This window comes from Hymenobacter pini (assembly GCF_020421205.1).
Classification (GTDB): domain Bacteria; phylum Bacteroidota; class Bacteroidia; order Cytophagales; family Hymenobacteraceae; genus Hymenobacter; species Hymenobacter pini.
Genome location: NZ_JAIZZH010000003.1, coordinates 181534 through 203609 on the forward strand (window position 1 = coordinate 181534; position 22076 = coordinate 203609).

The 22076-nt window shown below is 59.9% G+C and carries 18 protein-coding genes; 11 read left to right on the forward strand and 7 right to left on the reverse strand.

Annotated elements, in window-relative coordinates:
• Window positions 1-200: 200 nt before the first annotated feature.
• The 3 genes from LF252_RS12060 to LF252_RS12070 all read left to right on the forward strand — a co-directional run bounded on the left by LF252_RS12060 (window position 201) and on the right by LF252_RS12070 (window position 4110).
• Window positions 201-689, forward strand: a complete 489-nt coding sequence (locus LF252_RS12060; RefSeq protein WP_226269846.1) for a hypothetical protein — start codon at window positions 201-203, stop codon at window positions 687-689.
• A 162-nt stretch (window positions 690-851) separates the two neighbouring features.
• The gene (locus LF252_RS12065; protein WP_226269847.1) at window positions 852-1973 is read left to right on the forward strand and encodes an MBL fold metallo-hydrolase; all 1122 of its coding nucleotides are present in this window, start codon (window positions 852-854) and stop codon (window positions 1971-1973) included.
• Between the two features lie 547 nt (window positions 1974-2520).
• On the forward strand, window positions 2521-4110 hold the full coding sequence (locus tag LF252_RS12070; protein ID WP_226269848.1) for an ABC-F family ATP-binding cassette domain-containing protein: 1590 nt from the start codon (window positions 2521-2523) through the stop codon (window positions 4108-4110).
• Between the two features lie 86 nt (window positions 4111-4196).
• Here the strand turns inward: LF252_RS12070 and LF252_RS12075 are convergent, their stop codons facing one another.
• The 3 genes from LF252_RS12075 to LF252_RS12085 all read right to left on the reverse strand — a co-directional run bounded on the left by LF252_RS12075 (window position 4197) and on the right by LF252_RS12085 (window position 9179).
• On the reverse strand, window positions 4197-4634 hold the full coding sequence (locus LF252_RS12075) for a hypothetical protein (RefSeq protein WP_226269849.1): 438 nt from the start codon (window positions 4632-4634) through the stop codon (window positions 4197-4199).
• Window positions 4635-5092: 458 nt separating this feature from the next.
• A complete protein-coding gene (gene scpA / locus LF252_RS12080) occupies window positions 5093-7300 on the reverse strand; it encodes a methylmalonyl-CoA mutase (RefSeq protein ID WP_226269850.1) in 2208 nt (735 codons plus the stop codon).
• Window positions 7301-7403: 103 nt separating this feature from the next.
• The gene (locus tag LF252_RS12085) at window positions 7404-9179 is read right to left on the reverse strand and encodes a methylmalonyl-CoA mutase family protein (RefSeq protein WP_226269851.1); all 1776 of its coding nucleotides are present in this window, start codon (window positions 9177-9179) and stop codon (window positions 7404-7406) included.
• Window positions 9180-9590: 411 nt separating this feature from the next.
• Here LF252_RS12085 and LF252_RS12090 point away from each other — a divergent pair, with 411 nt between their 5' ends.
• The 4 genes from LF252_RS12090 (at window position 9591) to dnaA (ending at window position 14616) form a co-directional block, all read left to right on the forward strand.
• Window positions 9591-10835 carry a porin family protein gene (locus tag LF252_RS12090; protein WP_226269852.1) on the forward strand — a complete coding sequence of 415 codons (1245 nt, stop codon included), beginning with the start codon at window positions 9591-9593 and terminating at the stop codon, window positions 10833-10835.
• A gap of 144 nt (window positions 10836-10979) precedes the next feature.
• Complete coding sequence (locus LF252_RS12095) at window positions 10980-11738, forward strand: 5'-nucleotidase C-terminal domain-containing protein (RefSeq protein ID WP_226269853.1); 759 nt, start codon at window positions 10980-10982, stop codon at window positions 11736-11738.
• Window positions 11739-11862: 124 nt separating this feature from the next.
• The gene (locus LF252_RS12100) at window positions 11863-12792 is read left to right on the forward strand and encodes a bifunctional metallophosphatase/5'-nucleotidase (protein ID WP_226269854.1); all 930 of its coding nucleotides are present in this window, start codon (window positions 11863-11865) and stop codon (window positions 12790-12792) included.
• 324 nt (window positions 12793-13116) lie between these two features.
• Window positions 13117-14616 (forward strand): chromosomal replication initiator protein DnaA, encoded by a 1500-nt coding sequence (gene dnaA / locus LF252_RS12105; protein ID WP_226269855.1) that lies wholly within the window; start codon window positions 13117-13119, stop codon window positions 14614-14616.
• Between the two features lie 80 nt (window positions 14617-14696).
• Here dnaA and LF252_RS12110 read toward each other — a convergent pair whose 3' ends face one another.
• The 3 genes from LF252_RS12110 to LF252_RS12120 form a co-directional block, all read right to left on the reverse strand.
• On the reverse strand, window positions 14697-15176 hold the full coding sequence (locus tag LF252_RS12110) for a hypothetical protein (RefSeq protein ID WP_226269856.1): 480 nt from the start codon (window positions 15174-15176) through the stop codon (window positions 14697-14699).
• A gap of 150 nt (window positions 15177-15326) precedes the next feature.
• The gene (locus tag LF252_RS12115; RefSeq protein ID WP_226269857.1) at window positions 15327-15761 is read right to left on the reverse strand and encodes a DUF4174 domain-containing protein; all 435 of its coding nucleotides are present in this window, start codon (window positions 15759-15761) and stop codon (window positions 15327-15329) included.
• Window positions 15758-16756 (reverse strand): alpha/beta hydrolase, encoded by a 999-nt coding sequence (locus LF252_RS12120; RefSeq protein WP_226269858.1) that lies wholly within the window; start codon window positions 16754-16756, stop codon window positions 15758-15760. The genes LF252_RS12115 and LF252_RS12120 overlap by 4 nt, the downstream gene beginning before the upstream one ends.
• Window positions 16757-16892: 136 nt before the next feature.
• Here LF252_RS12120 and LF252_RS12125 point away from each other — a divergent pair, with 136 nt between their 5' ends.
• The 4 genes from LF252_RS12125 to LF252_RS12140 all read left to right on the forward strand — a co-directional run bounded on the left by LF252_RS12125 (window position 16893) and on the right by LF252_RS12140 (window position 20371).
• Window positions 16893-17648, forward strand: coding sequence for a L,D-transpeptidase family protein (locus LF252_RS12125; RefSeq protein ID WP_226269859.1), 756 nt, complete (start codon window positions 16893-16895; stop codon window positions 17646-17648).
• 102 nt (window positions 17649-17750) lie between these two features.
• Window positions 17751-18548, forward strand: coding sequence for a M57 family metalloprotease (locus LF252_RS12130; RefSeq protein ID WP_226269860.1), 798 nt, complete (start codon window positions 17751-17753; stop codon window positions 18546-18548).
• A gap of 91 nt (window positions 18549-18639) precedes the next feature.
• Window positions 18640-19182, forward strand: coding sequence for an NUDIX hydrolase (locus LF252_RS12135; protein ID WP_226269861.1), 543 nt, complete (start codon window positions 18640-18642; stop codon window positions 19180-19182).
• 88 nt (window positions 19183-19270) lie between these two features.
• Window positions 19271-20371 carry a TolB family protein gene (locus LF252_RS12140; RefSeq protein ID WP_226269862.1) on the forward strand — a complete coding sequence of 367 codons (1101 nt, stop codon included), beginning with the start codon at window positions 19271-19273 and terminating at the stop codon, window positions 20369-20371.
• Between the two features lie 230 nt (window positions 20372-20601).
• On the opposite strand, the gene LF252_RS12145 is transcribed toward LF252_RS12140, so the two are convergent.
• A complete protein-coding gene (locus LF252_RS12145) occupies window positions 20602-22002 on the reverse strand; it encodes a DUF5723 family protein (RefSeq protein ID WP_226269863.1) in 1401 nt (466 codons plus the stop codon).
• Between the last annotated feature and the right edge of the window lie 74 nt (window positions 22003-22076).

Below are 22076 nucleotides of genomic sequence, written 5' to 3' on the forward strand. Positions count from 1 at the left end.
GGCAAAGTAAAGCCCCGCGCCGGATTGATGATGGAGGGCGTGGGCGAAGAAATGCGGGGGTTGGTCGGTTTTTCTGCGGGCTTGCTGGATTTCGGCCCGCAGCGGGCCGTCTGCGGCACTGGGTTTGAATACAGGGAGACCAGAACGGAAAGTTCTGATACTCACTTCTCTTCGACTTTCACTTTCCAATTCAACTACCCATGAAAAAGCACTTGTTGAGCCTCGCCCTGCTTCTCGGTCTAATTGCCTCCGCTTCCGAAACCTCGTTTGCCGCCGCTGCCTCGTTCGGGCAGGAGCAGCGCCAGGATGACCACCGTGACAAAGACGGCCGCCGGGGCCGCCAAAATCAGCGCCAGGATGGCCAGCGCCGCCAGCAGCGCCTCGACCAGATGGCCAAAGACCTGGACCTGAGCAGCAAGCAGAAATCCAAAGTGGAGAAAATCTTCCTGGAGCAACAGCAGCAGATGCAGGCCCTGCGCAGCCGCTCCGGCCAGGACCGTAGCCAACAGCGCGACGAGTTCAAGCGCATCCACGAAGGCACCGATAAAAAGCTGAAAGACGTGCTGTCCAAGAAGCAGTATGCCCAGCTGGAAGCCAAGCGCCAGGAGCGCATGCGCCAGTTCCAAAACCGCCAGGGTGACCAGCGGCGCGGTGGCCCCGAACGCCGCGACTTCAACGGCCGGGGCTAAGCTATTTGCCCGTTCCTGATCAAGCAGACCGTCATTTCGAGCGCAGCCGAGGAATGACGGTCTTGTTTTACTACTGGTAAGCCATCTGCCTCCAATATTTCCCGTATCATTTCGACTACCTGAACAACCAGCTCCGTCGGCTGGGCTTTACACGTCGAGTTGATGCGCAGATTTCTGAAGATAACGGGCCGGCTGGTGTTGGTGCTGGTTGCCGTGCTGGTAGTAGCCGGTGTTGCGTTTGCGAACCTCAGTCCCGAGCTGGGCGGCAAGCCCACCAAGGCCCAGCGCGCCGCCTACGCCCGCACCGGCCGCTACCACGACGGGGAGTTTCACAACCTGGAGCCCACGGAGGTGATGACGGGCGGCAGCACGTTTTCGGTACTGTGGCGCTTCCTGTTCACCAAAGTGCCCAATGCCTCCCCGGCGGCACCACTACCCACCCAGCCGCTCGATTCCAGCAGCATCACCCGCAAAACGCCCGAACTGGTGCGCGTGACGTGGTTTGGGCACTCGGCCAGCCTGGTGAAAATCGGGGGCAAAAATGTCCTCCTCGACCCCATGCTGAGCGTGAAGATGGGGCCACTGCCCCTCGTAACGCCCAAGCGCTACAACCCCAGCCTGGCCATTACCACCGAGCAGCTCCCGGCCATTGATGCCGTGCTCATCTCCCACGACCACTATGACCACCTCGACTACCAGACCATCCGCCGGCTGAAGGACAAGGTGGCCCACTTCTACGTGCCGCTGGGCGTGGGGGCACACCTGCTGGCCTGGGGCGTGGCGCCTGAGAAAGTGCAGGAACTGGATTGGCAGGACTCGGTGCGGCTGCCGGGCCTCACCATCATCAGCACGCCGGCCCGCCACTTTTCGGGCCGGGGCCTCACCAACCGCAACTCCACTTCCTGGAGTTCCTGGGTGCTCAAAACACCCACCCACCGCGTGTTCTACAGCGGCGACGGAGGCTACGGCCAGCATTTCCAGCAAATCGGCCGCCAGCACGGACCCTTCGACCTGGCCCTGATGGAGTGCGGGCAGTACGACGCCAACTGGGCCCAGATACACATGATGCCCGAGCAAAGCGTGCAGGCCGCCCTGGATGTGCGGGCCCGCGCCATGCAGCCGGTGCACTGGGGCGCCTTCACCGAAGCCCACCACGCCTGGAACGAGCCCGTGCGCCGTGCCACCGCCGCCGCAGCCCTGCACCAACTACCCATCACCACCCCCGAGCTGGGCCAGCCCGTCACGCTCGGCCAGCCCCTGCCACAGCTGCGGTGGTGGGAATAGCGCTTTGTCGCACCCTCTATTAGTTGATAGTTTTATCTTTGCGCTGGAATACACGCATCTACTCCAATGGAAATTCTCTGAGGAACCCTCGATAATGGCGTACCAGCTTGCTTACCTCATCAGTGAGGAAGGCTGGTGCTTGAAAAGTCCAGTTATCAGCCTGCGCCAACCGGCGCGGCCAACCCTCATTGCAGATGTAATCCATGCGTCCATCCTGCGCCGCTAGCACAAGCTCCGCCGTTGCAATGGCAGCTTGCCCAATCTACAGCAGGTTCTAGTCTCTCTTTTCCTCCCTCATGCTTGCCGGCTACCTAAGTAGCTGGCCTTTAGCGTACGTCGGCGTTGCTGGCAGATGCGGCTGTTGTGTAGCAGTGCTTTACGCGCACTTACGGGTGGTTGCGCACCCTGCGTAGCAGGCTGCGGAGTAGTGGGTTACTGGCTAAAAAAGTGAGGCAATAGGCGCGCTAGCATCGTGGGGCACCTCATAACCGCGCCCGGCTTACCTGCGGGATGGGTGCGGATTTTCCACCTTTACCCGAAGTTCTATATGAGTATTCTAGCCAAGTCGCTGACCTATATTCACCCTGATAAAGAGGTATTATTCCAGAACCTCCAGCTTGCGGTGCCGACGGGTGGCAAGGCCTCCATAGTGGGCAATAATGGAGCGGGAAAGTCAACATTGTTACAGGTGCTGGCCGGCCGACTCCCGGCTTCAGCCGGTGAGGTTGTTATTCCCGAGGCCCCCTATTACGTGCCCCAACACCTGGGCCAGTATGATGCGTACTCGGTAGCCCAGGCTCTGGGGGTGGCGGAGAAACTACACGCCCTGCACGCTATTCTGGCCGGTGATGCCTCAGCGGAAAACTTTACCCGACTGGATGATGATTGGGAAATGGAGGACCGGGTACAGGCAGCACTCGATTTCTGGGAGTTGCGGCACGTGGCCCTGCATCAGCCGATGCACCTGCTGAGTGGGGGCGAAAAAACCAAGGTGTTTCTGGCGGGGGCGCAGGTGCACGCGGCCCAAAGCTTGCTTCTGGATGAGCCCTCCAACCACCTCGACGCCGCCAGCCGGGCCTTGCTCTACGAGTTTATCCGGCGCAGCCCGGCCACCGTGCTGGTGGTCAGCCACGACCGAGCCTTGCTGAACCTGGTTGACCTCACGCTGGAGCTTACGCCCACGGCCTTAGAGGTGTACGGTGGTAACTACGACTTCTACCGGGAGCAAAAAAACCAGCAGCTTGCGGCCCTGCAACACCAGCTCGATGAAAAGCAAAAAACCCTGCACCATACCCAGCAGAAGGCCCGGGATGTGGCAGAGCAGCGCCACAAGCAGGAAGCCCGCGGCAAAGCCCAGGGCCTCAAAAAAGCCCTGCCCCGTATTGTGGCCGGGGGTCTCAAAAGCAAAGCCCAGCAAAGCTCGGCTCAGCTGAAAGAGGTGCAGCAGGACAAAATCAACAGCCTCACCACCGACCTGCACCACCTCCGAACCCAACTAGAGCAGCAGGCGCTAAAGCTGGACCTGGGTAAATCGGACCTGCACCGGGGGAAGGTGCTGATGGAAGCCACGGCCATTAATTTCTCCTACGATGGCCCGCCACTGTGGCCGCAGCCGCTCACGTTTCAGGTGCGCTCTGGGGCGCGGGTGCGCATTGCGGGCAACAACGGCCGCGGCAAAACTACCTTGCTCAACATTATGACCGGCAGCCTGCGGCCCACCGTAGGGCAGTTGTTCGTGGCTGAGTTCGACTACTTCTACATCGACCAGGAGTATTCCCTGCTGGATAATGCGCTGACGGTGTTTGAGCAGGTGCAGCGCTTCAACTCCCGGGGCCTGCTGGAGCACGAGCTGAAAACCGTGCTGCACTACCAGCAGTTTGGCAGGGAGGTGTGGGACCGAAAAAGCGGCGGCCTCAGTGGGGGCGAGAAAATGAAGCTGCTACTGTGCTGCCTCACCGTGCGCAACAACGCCCCCGATGTACTTATCCTCGACGAGCCCACCAACAACCTGGACCTCCGCAGCCAGCAGGTGCTTACCGAAGCAGTAAAAAGCTTTGGCGGCACCATTTTGCTCATTTCCCACGACCAGCACTTCGCCGAGGCCATTGGCACCGACAGCACCATTACACTGAGCTAACCCTATCGTTCTTCCCTACTTGTCCGGTTATCACGCATAGCCTGAAACTGAAACCGGCCCGCTGCTGCAGCGGGCCGGTTTCAGTTTCAGGCTATGCCGGCTATGTCCAGCGTTTCCAGCTCGGCTACGGAACCGGGCAGCCGGGTGCGGCGCAGCAGCTCCGCCAGTGGCGGCGGTAGCTCGGCCAGAGTAAGGGGCTGCAGGGGACGGGCCACCGCGTAGTAGCAGGTATCGGCGCGCTCGTGCAGGCGGGTTTTGGCGAAGGAGAACAGCCCACGCCGGGCGTAGCGGGCGGCACCCGGGTAGGCCCCGTCCTGGGCCAGGGCCGGCGCGGCCGCCACCGCCGAATCGGTTTCCGGCCGCGTCAGGAAATACTGGTGCAGCTCCAGCAACGCCTCCTCATCCGCCGCCACCGATTCCGGCAGCACCCCGCCCCCGGACGCGACGTGCACAATGTGCCCGGCCGCATCAGTAGCGAAGTAGTCAATGTCGGCGTCTTCTTGGTCGATGTCGTGAATGCGCATTGTATTGAGCGAGGCTGAGTTTAAAAGATTATCCTAGTAAGGCCTTGAGCTTATTTATATATGGCTCTTTGCTCAACTTGGTTAGCCAGGTTTTCGGAAGATAAGATTCAAAATAGAACCAAGGATGGGTTTTATCCACCTTCTTCTCCAGGCGTTGGATTATGAAACTCAGATGTTGTCTGTTCCAAGCCCAGACTTCTTCTTCTCTTAAAAAGAGTTTATACCAAAGCTCATAAGCTTTCAGTGCATCCCACCCCTCCTCTCGACGCAGGCTGCAGTTCGAGCAACTGACTTTCCATAAGTCGCGAAATAGAGAAATGTCTAAAAAGTGCTCGTAATCAGCAGGACAGTCAATGTTGGTTGCCAATGTCTGCCCACAACAAACAGGGCACTTTAACGCTACGACGCGCGGAAAGTGAAAGTGGCCGTAGCGTACGTGGCTGTCCATAACTCTCGGTTTACTCCCCCAACTTCCCCAAAATCTCCTGTGCGGCTACGGCAATAACCGTCCCGGGGCCGTACACGCCGGCCACGCCGGCATCGTAGAGGAACTGGTAGTCCTGGGCCGGGATGACGCCGCCGGCAATGACGAGGATATCCTCGCGGCCGAGCTGCTGCAGCTCCCGGAGTAGCTGCGGAATCAGGGTTTTGTGGCCGGCGGCGAGGCTGCTCACGCCCACCACGTGCACGTCGTTCTCGGCGGCCTGGCGGGCTACTTCGGCGGGCGTCTGGAACAGGGGCGCAATGTCCACGTCGAAGCCCACGTCGGCGAAGGAGGTGGCAATGACCTTGGAGCCCCGGTCGTGGCCGTCCTGGCCCATTTTGGCTACCATCATGCGGGGGCGGCGGCCTTCGCGCTGGGCAAACGCATCGGCCAGCTGGCGGGCCTTGGCAAACTCCTCGTCGTAGTTCATTTCCTGGGAATACACGCCCGAAATAGCCCGAATGGTGGCCTGGTGGCGGCCGTACACTTTCTCCAGCGCATCCGAAATCTCGCCCAGCGTAGCGCGCAGCCGGGCCGCATCTACAGCCAGCGCCAGTAAATTAGTTTCTGGTTGCTGGTTGCTGGTTGCTGGTTCAGCAGCAGAAACGGAAGAATCAGCCGTAGCATCTGAACTAGAAACCAGAGACTCGGAACCAGAAACTCGCGCAGCGGCCGTGAGGGCTTCCAGGGCCTGCTGCACGGCGGCCGTGTCACGGGAGGCTTTAATGGTGTTCAGGCGGGTGATTTGCGACTCGCGCACGGCGGCGTTGTCGATGTCGAGCACCTCAATGTCGGTGGCCTCGTTTACGCGGTACTTGTTCACGCCCACCACCGTTTCCTTGCCCGAGTCGATGCGGGCCTGCTTGCGGGCCGCGGCTTCCTCAATGCGCATTTTGGGTAGGCCGGTTTCAATGGCCTTGGCCATGCCGCCCAACTCCTCCACTTCCTGAATCAGGGCCCAGGCTTTATCGGCCAGCTCGTGGGTGAGGGTTTCCACGTAGTAGGAGCCGCCCCAGGGGTCCACCACGCGGGTAATGTCGGTTTCGTGCTGGATGTAGAGCTGGGTGTTGCGGGCGATGCGGGCCGAGAAGTCGGTAGGCAGGGCAATGGCCTCGTCGAGGGCGTTGGTGTGTAGACTCTGGGTGCCGCCTAGGGCCGCGGCCATGGCCTCAATGGCGGTGCGGGCCACGTTGTTGAAGGGGTCCTGCTCGGTGAGGGAGTAGCCCGAAGTCTGGCAGTGCGTGCGCAAGGCCAGGCTTTTGGGGTTCTGGGGCTCGAACTGCTGAATGAGCTTGGCCCAGAGCAACCGACCGGCCCGCATCTTGGCAATTTCCATGAAGTGGTTCATGCCAATGGCCCAGAAGAACGACAGGCGGGGCGCGAAATCGTCAATCTTCATGCCCGCCGCTAGGCCGGCCCGCACGTATTCCAGCCCGTCGGCCAGGGTATAGGCCAGCTCCAGGTCGGCGGTGGCCCCGGCCTCCTGCATGTGGTAGCCCGAGATGCTGATGCTGTTGAACTTGGGCATCTTCTGGGCCGTGAAGCTGAAGATATCCGCAATGATGCGCATGCTCGGCTGGGGCGGGTAGATGTAGGTATTGCGCACCATGAACTCCTTCAGAATATCGTTCTGAATAGTGCCCGCCAGCTTATCCGGCGTTACACCCTGCTCCTCAGCCGCCACAATGTAAAACGCCAGAATTGGCAGCACGGCCCCGTTCATAGTCATACTCACCGACATCTGATCCAGCGGAATCTGGTCGAAGAGCACCTTCATGTCCTCCACCGAGTCGATGGCCACGCCGGCCTTGCCCACGTCGCCCACCACGCGAGGGTGGTCGGAGTCGTAGCCCCGGTGGGTAGCCAGGTCGAATGCCACCGACAGGCCCTTCTGCCCACCCGCTAGGTTGCGGCGGTAGAAGGCGTTGCTTTCCTCGGCCGTGCTAAAACCCGCGTACTGCCGGATGGTCCAGGGGTTCTGCACGTACATGGTGCTGTACGGCCCACGCAGATACGGCGCCTGCCCCGCCCCGAAGCCGAGGTGGTCGAGGTGCTGCACGTCCTGGGCCGTGTAAAACGACTTTAAGGCAATACCCTCCGGCGTGATGGTTTCGGTAGGCTCGGTGGCTGGCGCGGGCAGTTGGGCCGCGTCATAGGCTATGGTAGAGAAGTCGGGCTTCATTTCAGTTGATAGTTGTGAGTTGCCAGTTGTCAGCCAATAGAGTTGTCGGTTGCGGCAGTTTTCTGTAAAAGGAACCGGCAACGGGCAACTCGTAACTGACAACTCATTTCTTGCCTTGCAAGCGGGCCAGCACATCCTCCGTGCTGTAGCCTTGCACGCTAAATTCCTTTAGGCCAAAGATGTGCGTGGCCTCCTGCATGGTAGCCAAGTCGGCGGTGAGCAGGGCCGGCGGAATAAAGTTGGGCTCGTCGATGGGAATGTGGCTGATGGCCCGGGCTAGGCGCCCAAACTGCTCAGGCGTAGCGTACATCAGCGTAGCTTCCTCAGGCGAGGAAAACAGGACTGATAGGGTACCTTCCGGATGGGCGTCGCGCAGTTCCGGGCGCTCCTGCTCCGGCAACGTGCGCAGGAAGGATTCCAGGATAATCTGGTTAGTGTGAGTGCCTAGCAATACCAAGGCCGCCCGTTTCTTGCGTTTCTCGCGACGCTCAAAGTGCAGGGCCGTAGCCAGGCGCAGCACCTCGGTGGGGTATGAGGCGCGGGTGCTGTCGAAGTCCCGGCTGCGCAGCAAACGTTTGGGGTTATAGTCGAACTTCTCCTGCGGGTTCTGAAACTTGTTGGTACCCACTACCACCTGCTCCCCGGTGGCAATGCGCCGGAACTGGGCCTGCGCCGCGGTGTGCAGCTCCTGCATCACAAACCCGGTAGCAGCCGGCAGCCCGCCCTGGGCCTGAATTTTCTGGAACAGTGCCCAGGCTTCCCGGGCCAATTGGTCGGTGAGGGTTTCCACGTAGTAGGAACCGGCCGCAGGGTCCTGTACCCGGTCGAGGTATGCTTCCTCGCGCAACAGCACCGGCAGGTTGCGGGCCAGGCGCTCGGCAAACTCGTTGGGCGCGTGAAACAGACTGTCGAAAGTGCCCACGCTCACGGCATCGGCCCCGCCCAGCACGGCACTCATGGCCTCCGTGGTGGTGCGCAGCAGGTTGGTATGTGGGTCGAGGGTGGTCTGGCTCCAAGTAGCGGTGCTGGTGAAAATAGTGAGCTGCTGGGCGGCCTCAGCCAGCAAGCCGTAAGCGTGCAGCAAGGTAGCCCACAACCGGCGCAGGGCCCGGAGCTTGGCAATTTCAAAGAAGTAGTTGGGCCCCACGGCTACGTGCAGGTGCAGGGCCGCTGCTACCGTTTCCAACGATAGGTTATTGGTAGGCAGCTCGCTCAGGTAGAAGGCCGCCGTGCTGAGGGCAAAGGCTATCTGTTGAGTGGCCGTGGCCCCTCGGTTGCCATAGAACGCCACGTCCAGGCCAAGCGCTCTGAATTCGGGCCAGGCTTGAGCTGCGCTAATGGCTGCGCGCAAATCTTCCAGTTGCGCGGCCATGTCGGGGGCGTGACGCGTAACCGGGTCCGACACCAGAAAGCCTCGGGGAGCCGTGTTCAGACTTGCCAACCGCCGCGTAAACGCCGGGGCCCCGCCCCGCACGGTGTAGCCTACATACGCGTCGGGCGGCAACAGCTGGTACAGGTGTTCGAGGTCGAAGCCCTCAGATAGTCCCAGCACGAAATGGGCACCGTTAGCCCCGCGGTGCAGGGCATCCACGGCCCGTCGAATAACCCCGTGTCCTCTTTCCAGTGCTGGCACCACGTAAGTGGGCACATTCCGCCAGGGAGTGGCCGCGTGTACCTGCGGCTGCGGCACGCCACCCAGGGCCTGTAAAGCCTCCCGGTGATAAAAGGGCTGCACCGCAAAGCCATCGGGCGTGGTCCAGATAAGCGCGGCCGGGTCTTTGCCCTTCAGGTCGCGGGTGATGCGCTCCTGCCACTGGGCGGTGGAGACGGGAGCGAATTCAGAAAACGAAACAGGCGCAGGGCGCGGCGAATCGGCCATGGTACGGCGGGTGGGAATGGGTGGAACAGCCCCCAGGGGCGGGCTAAAGATACCAGTTCGGGCGGGTAATGCCATTTTGCGGAAGCTCCGCTATATCAGTACCTTTATCGTCCTGGTTCGTCCCGAAGGACGAGGCTACAACTTATTTACAGCGTTTTTCCCTGCGCATCTGCTTTTAATTTAAGTGACCAGTCCGCTATCCAACTAACCGGTCAGGAAGCCCGCGGAATAACTCCCAACCCTGGCCAGATACGTTCCCTGCCCCATTCAGCCCACTTTTTTTGGCGTTTGAGCACGTTCCGTTGCGAAAACGCTACGCGGTGGCAGCACTTGTGCCCCCGCCTCTCACGCTCACTTCATTCATCATATCAGTACGCTTATTCAGTGAAACGTTTACTACTGGCAGCCTTATTGGCTGTACCCCTTTTCGCTTCTGCCCAGGCCGATTTCCGCGCCGGCTACATAGTACCGCTCAGCGGCGACACGTTGCGCGGCCAGGTCGATGCCCGCGGTGCTCAGCGCAATGCCCGCATGGTGCGCTTCCGTCCTTCGCCCGAGGCCGCCGCCACCGAGTACCGCCCCCGGCAGATTAGGGGGTATGGATTTACCGGGGGCCAAATCTATCAGGCGGCTGTTGTTGCCCTCACGGACTCGGCCCAGCTCTCCAACCTCACCGAGGCGCGTTACGACACGGTAGCCCGGCCCTCGTTTCTGGAGGTGATTGTGCGCGGCCCGGCTAGCTTGCTTTTCCTGCGCGACGAGCGGAGCAATGACCACTTCTACCTGCAAATGGCCGATGGTCAGCCCAAAGAGTTAGTGCGACGCATGGTGATGGAAAAGAACAACACCGTGCAGCGCAGCCTCGACGAGTACAAATACACGCTGGCGGCTGGGTTCCGGTCCTGCCCATCCGTGCAGCCGTCCATCAATACCGTACGCTTTGACCAAGCCGGCCTCATCCGGATTGTGAAGCGCTACAACGAGTGTACCGGCGGCCCATCCGTTATGCCGGCCGCCACTTCGCGCCAGAACCATGTACAGCTGGCACTGGTAGCTGGAGGAGAATATAGCCGCTTGATTATGAATGATGAGCGAGTTGGCTACTCCACAACCACAACGGTAAATCTGGCCGGAAGCATCCAGCCAGCATTTGGTATAGCGCTGCAGCTTCGCTTAGTAGGATTGAACAAAAATTTATCTACCCGCATAGAAGCACTGTACGAAAAGCAGAAGTATGCGCTGTTTACTACTTCGCCCAACGCATCCGGCAATTACTCTCAGTACCGCGGAAACATGAGCAGTATCCGGGTTCCGCTGCTACTCCGCTATACCTACCCCAAGGGGCTTCTGCGGCCATTTGCACAGGTTGGTTACAGCTTCAGTTACTTGCTGACTGTAAATAATGAGATGCGAAATATTTACCCCAATACGACGTTCATACTGGATGACTCTAAATGGCATCCGGTAATTCCCGCCACCCGTACGCTGGAACAGGGGATAATAGGCGGCATAGGCCTGTCGACAGCTCGTACGGGCAAGCGAAACATCTCACTTGAAGCCCGCTATGAGCGCTCAGATGGGTTTAATGATGGCGTAGGCTTTGGTAGCCGCGTAAACCGCACCTATGTGCTGCTCAGCTACGACCTGACGAAATAGCGCAAATGAACGCCTGTCAACCGCCCCCGGAAGCCCCTGCCGTTTCCGGGGGCGGTCTGGTTTTGGCACGGTAGCAGCGCTTCACCCAAACTCCAGCCGGGTCGGTGTATCTTTGTGGTTTGCTGTCCTTCTTTTCCTGAACACATGCAGTTTTTTCGTTCCCGTGTAGCCGCGATGGGCCTGCTGGCCGCAGTGGCTTTGGCTCCGGCCTGCCAGCGCGGAGCCTACGTGGCTAAGCCCCAGCTGGCTCCCGTCACGGCCCAGCCGGTGGGTAAAGCCATTGCCGATAATGCCCAGGCCGCCGCTACCATTGCCCCGTACCGCCAGCGCGTAACCGAGCAGATGACCCAGGTACTAGGCCAAGCCCCAGTGGCCATCACCAAAAACAGCGGCGAGTCGCCGTTGGCCAACTTTGTGGGCGACATTCAGCGCGTGCGGGCCAGCCGGGAACTAGGCACTCCTATTGATTTAGGTGTGATGTCGAACGGGGGGCTGCGGGCTCCTATTCCGGCTGGGGCCGTTACCATGGGCTCCGTGTTTGAGCTGATGCCGTTCGAGAACGAACTGGTAGTACTCGATACGCCTGGCCCGGTGGTGCAGCAGCTGTTCGATTACTCGGCCCGCATTAAAATGGCGGTTTCGGGCGCTACTTACTCGGTTTCGGCTGATGGTAAGCCCCAGAACATTATGATTAACGGCAAGCCCTTCGATGCTTCGCGCACCTACACCGTAGCTATTTCCGACTACCTGGCCGGCGGCGGCGACAACATGGTGTTCTTTAAACCTATCAAACCCCGCCACACCAGCGTGCTGCTGCGTTCCGCCATTGCCGAGTACATCCAGGAGCAAACCAAGCAGGGCAAACCCATTGAGGCCAAAGTAGAAGGCCGGGTAAAAATCTAATGTGAGAAATGTGAGGGGAATGAGGAACAATGGGCGGAATAGAATTTCGCCGTAACGTCTTCGCTTATTCTCTAATCCTTTTTTCGCATTTCTCTCATTCCATCACATTCAACACATTCCAACTGTGGACCGTCGCGAATTTCTGAAATACTCTGGCCTGGGGGCCGCTTCGCTGGGCCTGCTGGGTGCGGCTGCCGTGCCCGCCCTGGCCGCCGATAAAAAGGCCGTGCGCCTCACCATTCTGCACACCAACGACATGCACTCCCGCATTGAGCCCTTCCCCGACAATGCGGCCCAGTGGGCGGGCATGGGCGGCATGGCCCGGCGCGCTACGCTCATTGAGCAAATCCGGAAGCAGGAGCCCAACGTACTGCTGCTGGACTCCGGCGATATCTGGCAGGGCACGCCCTACTTCAACTTCTTCCAGGGAGAGCTGGAGTATAAGCTCATGAGCCAGATGGCGTACGACGCCAGCACCCTCGGCAACCACGACTTTGACAACGGCCTGGAAGGCCTGCAGAAGCAGCTCCCCAACGCCACCTTCCCCTTCCTGATTGCCAACTACGACTTCGCGGGCACTATTCTGGCCGGCAAATTCCAGCCGTATAAGGTGTTTGAGAAGCAGGGCATCCGCATTGGGGTGTTCGGGCTGGGCATTGAAATGGCCGGGCTGGTAGCCGATAAGAACTTCGGTGCCACCAAGTACCTCGACCCCGTAGCCGTGGCCAAAGACATGGTAACCAAGCTGCGCGGTGCTGAGAAGTGCGACCTGGTTATCTGCCTTTCGCACCTTGGCTATAAATACGAATCGGCCAAAATTGACGACCGGAAGTTGGCTGCGCAGGTGAGTGGCATTGACCTGATTCTGGGTGGGCATACCCACACCTTCCTAGAAGCTCCCGAGCCCATTGCCAGCCCCAATGGCCACCAAACGCTTATTAATCAGGTGGGCTGGTCGGGCATCAACCTGGGCCGCCTCGATTATTCGTTTGAGCACAGTACCCGTCGCCCCTCGGTAGCGGCTGCCACGGTAGTGCCCGTGCGCGAGGCATAGGTTCCCAGGCATTCTGGTTTTGCAATGTGCTGGCTCCGGCCCGGGTGGTAAGCCATCCTAGGCCGGAGCTTGTTGTTGTATGAACCGTCCCAATTTTTGTCAGGTATACATACCATTGTCTTACCCGTAACCGTTGGGAAAATCCTGACTCTGCTCAACGTAGCAAGTGGTAAAAGCGTGAAAAATGCAAGAGCCAGAAGTTTTTTTTGTCTCAGGAGTTTTCCACATTTTTGTCTCCCCCTTCGAAAAACGGTCCTTCTCAGGCCCGCGGCCGACCTGTTATTCCCTCACCCGCGCACCCGTTGCTTTTGCCCTATCTAATTGATGCACAAGGATTGTCGAACCGTATGGGCCAACTGTCTTCGTGTCATTAAGGCAACGATTGGTGAGCAGAGTTTCCGCACGTGGTTCCAACCCATCGTGCCGGTGCAGCTGCACAATAACATTTTATTGATTCAGGTCCCCAGCACGTACTTCTACGAGTTTCTGGAGGAGCATTACGTGGAGGAGCTGAAACGAGCCATCCACCAAGAGCTAGGTCCCGAGGGCCGGCTGGAGTATAGTATTGTGGTGGACCAAGGCAATGCCCAGCAGAAGCCGCGCACACTCAACTTGCCCACGGCCCGCAAGGTAGCCGGTCCGGCGGCCTCGGCCACGCCCGCGGCTACGGCTATGGCGGCCAGCGCCCTCACGGCATCGGCTCGCAACGTGGCTGCCGCCGCCGTGGCGCCGGCTCCGGCCCCTCCTACCCTGCGCAACCCCTTCGAGGCCAGCAAGACCATTGAGCGTGACTACCTGAAGTCGCAGCTGAATACGACGTACACCTTCGAGAACTACATTGAGGGCGACTGTAACCGCCTGGCCCGTTCAGCCGGTCTCGCCGTGGCCAACAAGCCGGGTACTACCAGCTTCAACCCGCTCATGATTTACGGCGGTGTGGGGCTGGGCAAAACGCACCTGGTGCAGGCCATCGGTAACCACATCAAAGCCACCAACCACGAGAAATTCGTGCTGTACGTGTCGGCGGAGAAGTTCACGAACCAGTTTATCGAGAGCTTGCGCTCCAACCAGGTGCAGGACTTCGCCAACTTCTACCTGTTGGTGGATATCCTGATTCTGGACGACGTGCAGTTTCTGTCGGGTAAGGACAAGACTCAGGAGATGTTCTTCCACATCTTCAATCATCTGCACCAGGCCGGTAAGCAGATTGTGATGACCTCCGACCGCCCCCCGCGTGATTTAGTGGGGTTGGAGGACCGGCTGTTGTCGCGCTTTAAGTGGGGGCTGACCGCCGACCTGCAAAGCCCCGACTTTGAGACGCGCATGGCCATCATCCAGAACAAGATGCAGCAGGATGGCATCGACATTCCGCCGCAGGTAGTGGAGTACCTGGCCCACTCGGTGAATACCAACGTGCGGGAGTTGGAAGGCGTGCTGATTTCGCTGGTGGCCCAATCAAGCCTCAACCGCCGCGAGATTGACCTGGAAATGGCCAAGCAGGCCCTGCGCCACATCATTGAAGAGGTGGAGGCTGAGGTAAATCTGGACTTCATTCAGAAAACCTGCGCCGAATACTTCGGGGTATCATTGGACCTGCTCAAGGCCAAAACCCGCAAGAAGGAAGTGGTAACGGCCCGGCAGGTGGCCATGTACTTTGCCAAAGAGCACACCACGCACTCCTTGAAAAGCATCGGCCACCACTTCGGTGGCCGTGACCATAGCACTGTAATTCACTCGGTACAAACGGTTTCGGACTTGATTGACTCCGACAAATCCTTCCGCAGCACGATTGTGGAATTGCGCAAGAAGTTTGCGGGTAAGTAACCCGCTCTGCATGCACATAAGCAACGGGCCCCGTACCTGACTGGCAGGTACGGGGCCCGTTGCTTATGGTGGAAAACGTATTACTGAGCGTCACGCAGGGCAATGCCGTGCTTGGCAGCGAAGCCCCGTACTTGCTCGCGGAGGATGCGCTTGCGCTTGGCACCTTTCACCTGGCGCAGGCTCAGAGCATACGTGCTGCCTTCTTTCAGCTGCACGCGCAGCTGCTGGGGCACCAGCTCCAGACCCGCAATTTCCTCGGCGGGGAAGGCCTGCTTCGGCCGGAACAGGCCGTCTTTGTGCACAATATAGGCGGGCGTGAACTCCAGGTAGCTCTGCGTGCCGAACACCGGCGCGTTATGCACCAGCACGTAGCCCAGGTATACCAAGCTGAACGCCAGAAATACGTAGTGCAGGAAATTCATGTCGCTTTTGCCCTCGCCCGTCACAATCAGGGCCACCGTGTAAGCTATCCAGAGCAGGCCCAGAAAAAGCTGCCCCCAGAACGGGATACGCTGCGTGTTGGCGGGTTGAAGACGAATGCGGGTAGAGTCGGGGTGCATAAGAGAGGTAGTCGCGTAGCCCGCAAAAGTAGTTACTTATTCCTTTTGAGGAATACGCGTGGTTGAGGTAAGCTCGACTAACTGTCTTCCGTGGGCTGCCTTTTCATATGATTAGCGTCTATCTAAGCACTGGCAACCAAATGGACGAGGCTACTGCTCCGCCCGACGCATTTCCTGCTGGCGCATGGGCATGGCGTCAATAGTTGAAAATAGCTGGGCGGTTGGGAGCGGGGTTGTTTCGCGCCGTTTTACGCCGCCGTCTTTGCCAATAAGCAGTACCGCAAACCGGCCGGGCTGCACGTTCAGTTGCTCCCACAGGTAGCGGGTGTCGGTAGTAGAGAGCTGGCTGAAGATGATTTCCCGCACCAGCAAGTCCCGGGAATTCAGCTGGCCCCGCACCGGGCCTAGCAGCTGCCGTTGCCGAACCAGGTCGGCATCGTCCGGCGTAGGGGCACACAGCAGCAGAACCCGCTTCTGCCATTTGCTGGCGCGCAGGGTGGCGGCCAGGGATGTGCTAGTTTGTGCCTGCGCGGCATACGCGCATCCTAACGCAAGCACCAATAGGAAGTAACGGACAGCTTTCATACGTGCGGAATTACACTTTCAGGAGTTTCTACCGCCACGGCAAGCCATGCAAATAGTCGCTCGTAGGCTTCAGCCCGCACCGCCGGCGCCGATAGGAAAACATCGTGCACGGCACCGGAAATGCTTTGCAGTGTAACCTGCGGCCCCAGACGCGGGGCTAGCTTGCGAATATGGTCAACGTCCAGCACAATATCCGTGCGCTGAAAATCCTCGTGCCAATTGCGGCCGGTGGCAGTGCGGTCGGAGTGCAGCACCAGCACGGGCACGGGCAAGTGCAGCCCTCGGCGTACCTGCTTTTGCCCTTGCCGGATGGCCCGCAGCCAACCGGCATTCACCGGAAATACATGGTTGGGCTTCCAGGCAAGCTCATAGTCCCAGTGGCCCCGGTACGCCCGGTGCAGGCTTTGTCCGTAGGTATCGGGCAGGCCGGCGGGCAATGGCAGGTTGGGCCAGCGGGCTCCCAGCGCCGTGGCCACTGGCACCGCCACATGCCGCCGCAGCCACGACTGATGCAACTCCAGAAACGGACTGTTCAGCACCAGCGCCCGTACCGCCGGAGGCTGCCGCTGGGCCAGGTACACCCCCGTAATGAGCCCACCAGTGGAATGGCCGCTGAGTATCACCTCCGAATACCCTTCCGTCTGCAACTCCACCAAAGCCGCATCCAGGTCGGCGAAGTACTCGGTGAGGCTGCGCACGTTGTTGGGCCGCTGCTTGGGCAGCAGCGCCCGGCCGTATTTGCGCAAATCGAGGGCGAAAAACCGGTAGCCGTGGGCAGTGTACTGCTCGGCCATTTCGCGCTGGAAGAAGTAGTCGTTGAAGCCATGTACGTACAGCACGGCTCGTCCCTGAGCGGTGATGGGCAGCCGACAGCGCACTAGCACGGCCTGCACGGGGCCTTCGTAGTCGGGGGGCTGCGGAAGCGGAAGCTGTTCAAAATCCGCCCCAAGCGGGTCGGGCTGGTAGGTAGCAGGCCGGGCAGAGGCTGGAGGCATAGTTGCTCCCTACGCAAAAGCTGGTCGGAACGATAACCTTGGCGTTTCCACTATATAAAGTTTATTCTATACTAACAGCTGTGGCGAGGCCGTTAGCTGGCCGCTGGTATCGGTACTGGCCTCTCTCCTTACTTTTATGCGTGTATTTCTGCTGGTGGCGGGCGCTTTACTGGTAGCGCTGGTGGCCCGCTCCACGGCCCGTCGAGCCGAGCCCAACCCCTCGTTTCGAGCTAATCAGCTACTATTTCCGCGGGTACGCACTGCCTACGCCGCCAATGAGGCCGCAGTGCATGCGTTGATACGGCGTAATGGCTTAGCCCCCGATAAACTAGAGCTATTCGTCAGGGCCTTTAAAATTGGCCGGCGGGTAGAAGTGTGGGGGCGGAACCAGAGCCGGGGGCAGTTTGTACTGCTGCGTACGTTTGGGCTGGCCGGTACTTCGGGTACACTGGGCCCTAAGCGGCAGGCCGGCGACGGGCAGATTCCGGAGGGCTTTTATACCATCAACCGCTTCAACCCCGACAGCAAGTACTTCCTGTCCCTGGGCCTCGACTACCCCAACGCGGCCGACCAGCACCGCGCCGGCCTGCTGGACCCCGGCAACGACATTTTTATCCACGGCTCCAACGAAACCATTGGCTGCCTGCCTATCACGGATGCTGGTATTCAGGAGCTCTACGTGCTGGCCGTGGAGGCCCGCAGTGCGGGCCAGACGAGTATTCCGGTACACATTTTCCCGTTTGAGCTGACGGCCGACAACTTGGCCCGGCGCATGACCAGCCCGCATCTAGCATTCTGGCAACAACTAGCCCCCGGGTATGAGGTATTTGAGCGCACGCATGAGGTACCCGCTATTGCTATTAGTGCTGAAGGGCAATACGAGGCACTGTAACTCGCTTTCGTCTGCTTTTCGCGAATTAAAATTTAATTAAAATATCAACACAAAAACTTTATTTAATACATTAATCAATCCATTCACCACAACCACAACCGTATGAAACTTACCTCTTACTTCCTGCTAGCAGGCGTTGCGGCGCTGCCAGTATTAAGCGGCTGCTCCGAAAAAGAAGCAGTTGTAAATAAGAACACCGATATCAGTGCCGAGGCGCTGACGCAGATTCGGCAGCAAGGCTTCAGCGCCGCCAACGTAACGCGCGACGATGATGGCAGCTATGTAGTGGAAGGAGACATTCGGTTGTCGCCGGAGCAGCTGAGCCAGCCGGCTTCGGTGCAGCTGCTGCGCGTGGGCAAGGATGAGCAGTACCGCACCACCAACCTGGTAACCGGCCTGCCCCGGGTAATTACCGTGAGTATTTCCAACCAGCTGCCCAGTTCCTACGTGGCCGGCCTGGATGAGGCCCTGGCCCGCTACAACGCCCAAAACCTGCAACTCACCTTCCAGCGGGTATCATCGGGCGGTGCAATCAGCATTGTGAAGGCCAGCGGCAGCTACCTGGCCTCGGCTGGTTTCCCCTCGGGTGGCGCGCCCTATAACCAAGTGAAGGTGAACTCGCGCGCCATTGGCACCAACCCGGTTACGGGCTACCTGGCTACCATTCTGGCCCACGAAATTGGCCACTGCATTGGCTTCCGTCACACCGACTACATGGACCGGAGCTACAGCTGCGGCGGCTCCACCAGCAACGAAGGTGCTAGCACGGTGGGCGCTATCCTGATTCCGGGCACGCCCGCCGACGCCGACCCCAACTCCTGGATGCTGGCCTGCATTGGCTCGGGCCAGAGCCGGCCATTCAACTCCAACGACCGGGCCGCTCTGGGTTACCTTTACTAACCTCGGGCACCAGTATCGGGCGGGCAAATCTGCGCGCTGCCGTACCTTTCCAGCGCCGCTGCGGGCAAATCCGCGGCGGCGCTGTTGCATTATGCCCGAATTTCTGATTCCGAAAATTCTCCGCGACTCCGCGGTGCTAGTACCCGTATTCCGCGACGGGGCCGGCGAGCTACAGGTGGTGATGGTGCGCCGGGCCGCTTTTGGCGTGCACGGAGGCCAGCTGGCTTTCCCCGGCGGTAAACCGGAGCCCCAGGATGCTGATTTGCAGGCCACAGCCCTGCGGGAAGCCTTTGAGGAGGTACACCTCCCGCCCAACGACGTGGAAATTCTGGCCGCCCTGCCTACCGTGCCGGTGCTCAGCGGCTTCCGTATTAGCCCGTTTCTGGGCCGCATCCGGCGGCCGGCCGTGTGGCAGTGGCAAACCGCCGAGGTAGATGAAGTGCTGGAAATCCCGCTTCACTACCTGGCTGATGCGGCCAACCACACCGAAGAGACTTGGGAGTTGCCAGGCTGGCCCGGCCCGCGCCGAATACCGTTTTACCGGCTAGCTGGCGGGCACCCGCTGTGGGGCGCCAGCTACAACATCATCCGTCCCCTGATTCCGCGGCTGCTGGCGGGCGAGTTCGACGTATAAACCAGCTCGCATAGTGCTGGCGCATCATTTCTGGCACGGAATTGCGTTATAGGGTGGCCATAACGCTTTCTGCCCTGTTCATTTCCGTATGAAACGACTTTCTTTCCTGCCCTTGTTGCTGATGCTGTTGCTGCCAGGTTTGGCCTCAGCCCAACGGGAGCAATCCATCTGGCTGTTTGGCCAGCAGGCCGGGCTCCAGTTCCCGGCCGGAGGCGGCGCGCCTACTCCACTGCTCACCAGCAAAATGACTACTTACGAGGGCTCGGCCGTGGCCACCAACCAGCAGGGCCAGCTGCTGTTCTACACCAACGGGGAGTTTGTATTCAACCGCCAGCACCAGGTGATGCCCAACGGCCGCAAGCTGATGGGCTCCAACTCCAGCACCCAGAGCGCCCTCATCGTGCCCGACCCCGGCTCCGGCAACGTGTTTTACGTGTTTACGGTGGGTGCCCAGGGCGGCTCCAACGGTCTGCGCTATTCGGTGGTGGATATGACCCGGGAAAACGGCCTCGGCGACGTACCCCGCGTAAATGCCCTGCTGATTACCCCCGTGGCCGAGAAGCTGGCCGCCGTGCGTCACCAGAACGGCCGCGACGTATGGGTGGTGGCTCACCGCTGGAATTCCAACGCCTTCGTAAGTTACTTGGTAACGCCCGACGGCGTAGAGAGCAAGCCCATCATGAGCAACGTGGGCAGCATGCACGCCGGCCCGGGCCGCAACGCCATTGGGGCCATGAAGTTCTCGCCCGATGGCCGCAAGCTGGCCGTGGCCCTATGGCGGGAGGCCAATAAGTACGAGGTTTTCGACTTTGACCGCACCACAGGGCAGGTGAAAAACGTAAAGGCCTTTGCCCCTTACCCTGAGGCTTACGGGGTAGAATTCTCCCCCGATGGCTCAAAGCTCTATGGCTCCAGCAACGGCGAAGGAGGCGGCCAGGCCCAAGTGTACCAGTTCGACCTGAAGACCGGCAAAGCCACCGTCATCGGCAAATCGGCCAACCGCAAAGTGGGCACCCTGCAGCGCGCCCCCGACGGCAACATCTACGTGGCCCGCGAGGACAATATGTTCCTGGGCGTTATTCAGAACCCCAACTCTGAGGCCGCCAAGTACGTGGATGACGGCCTCAAGCTCGGGGGACGCCGCAGCAAACTCGGCCTGCCCAACTTTATTACCGAGCCGGGAAAATAGAGGAAAACGGAACCGTCATTGGGAGGCATGTGGCGCATCAAGCCAGTGTCAGAAGCAATCCTTCCTTGACGTAGCGCGCATTTCCTAACCTATTCAAAAGCCCCTGACGTCAGCACGGACGTCAGGGGCTTTCTGCTTCTCAAGGTTTTGCCCCCTGAAAAGGACGGATTGCTTCGTCCTTCGTACTCGCAATGACGGCTTCTCCCCTCGCCAACTTATTATTTCACCTTCTACTGACTTTTCCCACCCAGCTTGAACCGCAGGAAACCGCCGGCGGCCGACAGGTACGGGTGCTCAGAGGTAACGAGGCCAGCTACGTCGCGGGTGCTGATGCCGGCTTCGTAGAACGACGTAACCAGCGTGAAGCCCAGCGGTATGCTGAAGCCGTAGCCCGCCCCGCCCGTAACGCCGCTGCTCAGGCGCAGCCATTTTACCGGTTTGTAGTCGATGCCGGCCCCCACGAAGGTAGAGGGAATGTTGCCGGCCACTGCGTTGAGCGGCATAGTTGCGTCCAACCCTACTTCGAAATATTCGCTCAGCCGCACCCCGGCTCCGGCCCGCAGCTTGGTAGGTAAGTCGGCGCGGCGGTCTTGGCTGGTTTGGTACTGGAACAGGCTGTCGGAGCCGGAGGCAAATATTTCGGCGGCTTCCTTGATGAAGTTGTAACTGCCCACCCCGCTCGATTTCAGCCGCTTCAGCTTCTGGTCGTTGGCCGTGAGCAGGTTGCCGGTCCACGTCATACTGCCCATGTCCGTCACGGCCAGGCCCAGGCGCACGGCTTTGCCCACCTCGGCGGCCACGCCTACATCGAAGCCGTGCCCCTTGCCCACGGGGTTAAGGCCGCCGCCGGTGCGCAGGTTGAAGCTAGGATTATTCGCCAGGCTGCCGTAGTCAATATCAAATACCGGCGACATGGAGCTGTAGGCCTTCAGGTCGCCGGGCTGCACGCGCACATCCACAATGCCAACACCTTGAATATAGCGGTACCCTGCCCCGGCCGACAGTTGAAACAGCGGCAAATCCACCAGGCGGGTACCCCAGGCAATATTGTATTCATTCAGCACCGAGAACTGCATTTCGGTGCCGGCCAGCGCCTCCGTCACCAGCGGCACGTTGCCCGCCGCCGTGCTGGTGTAAATGGGCGCGTCTTTGCCCAGAAACAGAATATCGGCGGCGTTTTTATTCAGCCCCACGTGCCCGGCCGTGCGCACCCGGTTGCTGATGGCAATGCCCCCGATGACGGGCAGCTGCACGGCCAGGGCCAGGGTAGTGGCATCAGCGTTGAAGTTGAGCGCATTGTTGGAGTTGAAGGCCGTAGCCAATGCCTGCTTCTCGGCGGCCGTGAGCTGCTGGTTAACATCCGTAATAAACCGGCGGAGCTGCTGCCGCGTGAGCGACTGGGAGGCGGCCCCCGCTCCTACTTCGCCAATGGTGAAGGCCACCGTAGCCCCGCCTACCCGCCCCAGGTTGGCGGGGTTGATACCGATGGCCTGGTAATCGGAGGCGAAGGTGGTAGCCACCCCGCCCCGGCCGGTGGCCGTGAAATTGCTCAGCTCGTTCTGCGCGTAGAGTGGGGCGGTGCTTCCAAGCACCAGCGCCGTCAGGGCAGCGGCAAATCGGGAGATAGTCATGGCAGAAATTTGAGGTAAGCTGTAGCTTGCAGCGGTAAGCGGCGGCCTGCGGGCCCGGTCTTACCGTAAAATAC

What these genes read in the sequence shown, in the direction of transcription:
- LF252_RS12065 (WP_226269847.1), top strand. Translation starts at nt 852, where the DNA reads ATGCGCAGATTTCTGAAGATAACGGGCCGGCTGGTGTTGGTGCTGGTT.
- LF252_RS12070 (WP_226269848.1), top strand. Translation starts at nt 2,521, where the DNA reads ATGAGTATTCTAGCCAAGTCGCTGACCTATATTCACCCTGATAAAGAG.
- LF252_RS12115 (WP_226269857.1), bottom strand. Translation starts at nt 15,761, where the DNA reads ATGAAAGCTGTCCGTTACTTCCTATTGGTGCTTGCGTTAGGATGCGCG.
- LF252_RS12125 (WP_226269859.1), top strand. Translation starts at nt 16,893, where the DNA reads ATGCGTGTATTTCTGCTGGTGGCGGGCGCTTTACTGGTAGCGCTGGTG.
- LF252_RS12120 (WP_226269858.1), bottom strand. Translation starts at nt 16,756, where the DNA reads ATGCCTCCAGCCTCTGCCCGGCCTGCTACCTACCAGCCCGACCCGCTT.
- LF252_RS12145 (WP_226269863.1), bottom strand. Translation starts at nt 22,002, where the DNA reads ATGACTATCTCCCGATTTGCCGCTGCCCTGACGGCGCTGGTGCTTGGA.
- LF252_RS12110 (WP_226269856.1), bottom strand. Translation starts at nt 15,176, where the DNA reads ATGCACCCCGACTCTACCCGCATTCGTCTTCAACCCGCCAACACGCAG.
- LF252_RS12085 (WP_226269851.1), bottom strand. Translation starts at nt 9,179, where the DNA reads ATGGCCGATTCGCCGCGCCCTGCGCCTGTTTCGTTTTCTGAATTCGCT.
- LF252_RS12075 (WP_226269849.1), bottom strand. Translation starts at nt 4,634, where the DNA reads ATGCGCATTCACGACATCGACCAAGAAGACGCCGACATTGACTACTTC.
- dnaA (WP_226269855.1), top strand. Translation starts at nt 13,117, where the DNA reads ATGCACAAGGATTGTCGAACCGTATGGGCCAACTGTCTTCGTGTCATT.
- LF252_RS12140 (WP_226269862.1), top strand. Translation starts at nt 19,271, where the DNA reads ATGAAACGACTTTCTTTCCTGCCCTTGTTGCTGATGCTGTTGCTGCCA.
- LF252_RS12135 (WP_226269861.1), top strand. Translation starts at nt 18,640, where the DNA reads ATGCCCGAATTTCTGATTCCGAAAATTCTCCGCGACTCCGCGGTGCTA.
- LF252_RS12060 (WP_226269846.1), top strand. Translation starts at nt 201, where the DNA reads ATGAAAAAGCACTTGTTGAGCCTCGCCCTGCTTCTCGGTCTAATTGCC.
- LF252_RS12130 (WP_226269860.1), top strand. Translation starts at nt 17,751, where the DNA reads ATGAAACTTACCTCTTACTTCCTGCTAGCAGGCGTTGCGGCGCTGCCA.
- scpA (WP_226269850.1), bottom strand. Translation starts at nt 7,300, where the DNA reads ATGAAGCCCGACTTCTCTACCATAGCCTATGACGCGGCCCAACTGCCC.
- LF252_RS12095 (WP_226269853.1), top strand. Translation starts at nt 10,980, where the DNA reads ATGCAGTTTTTTCGTTCCCGTGTAGCCGCGATGGGCCTGCTGGCCGCA.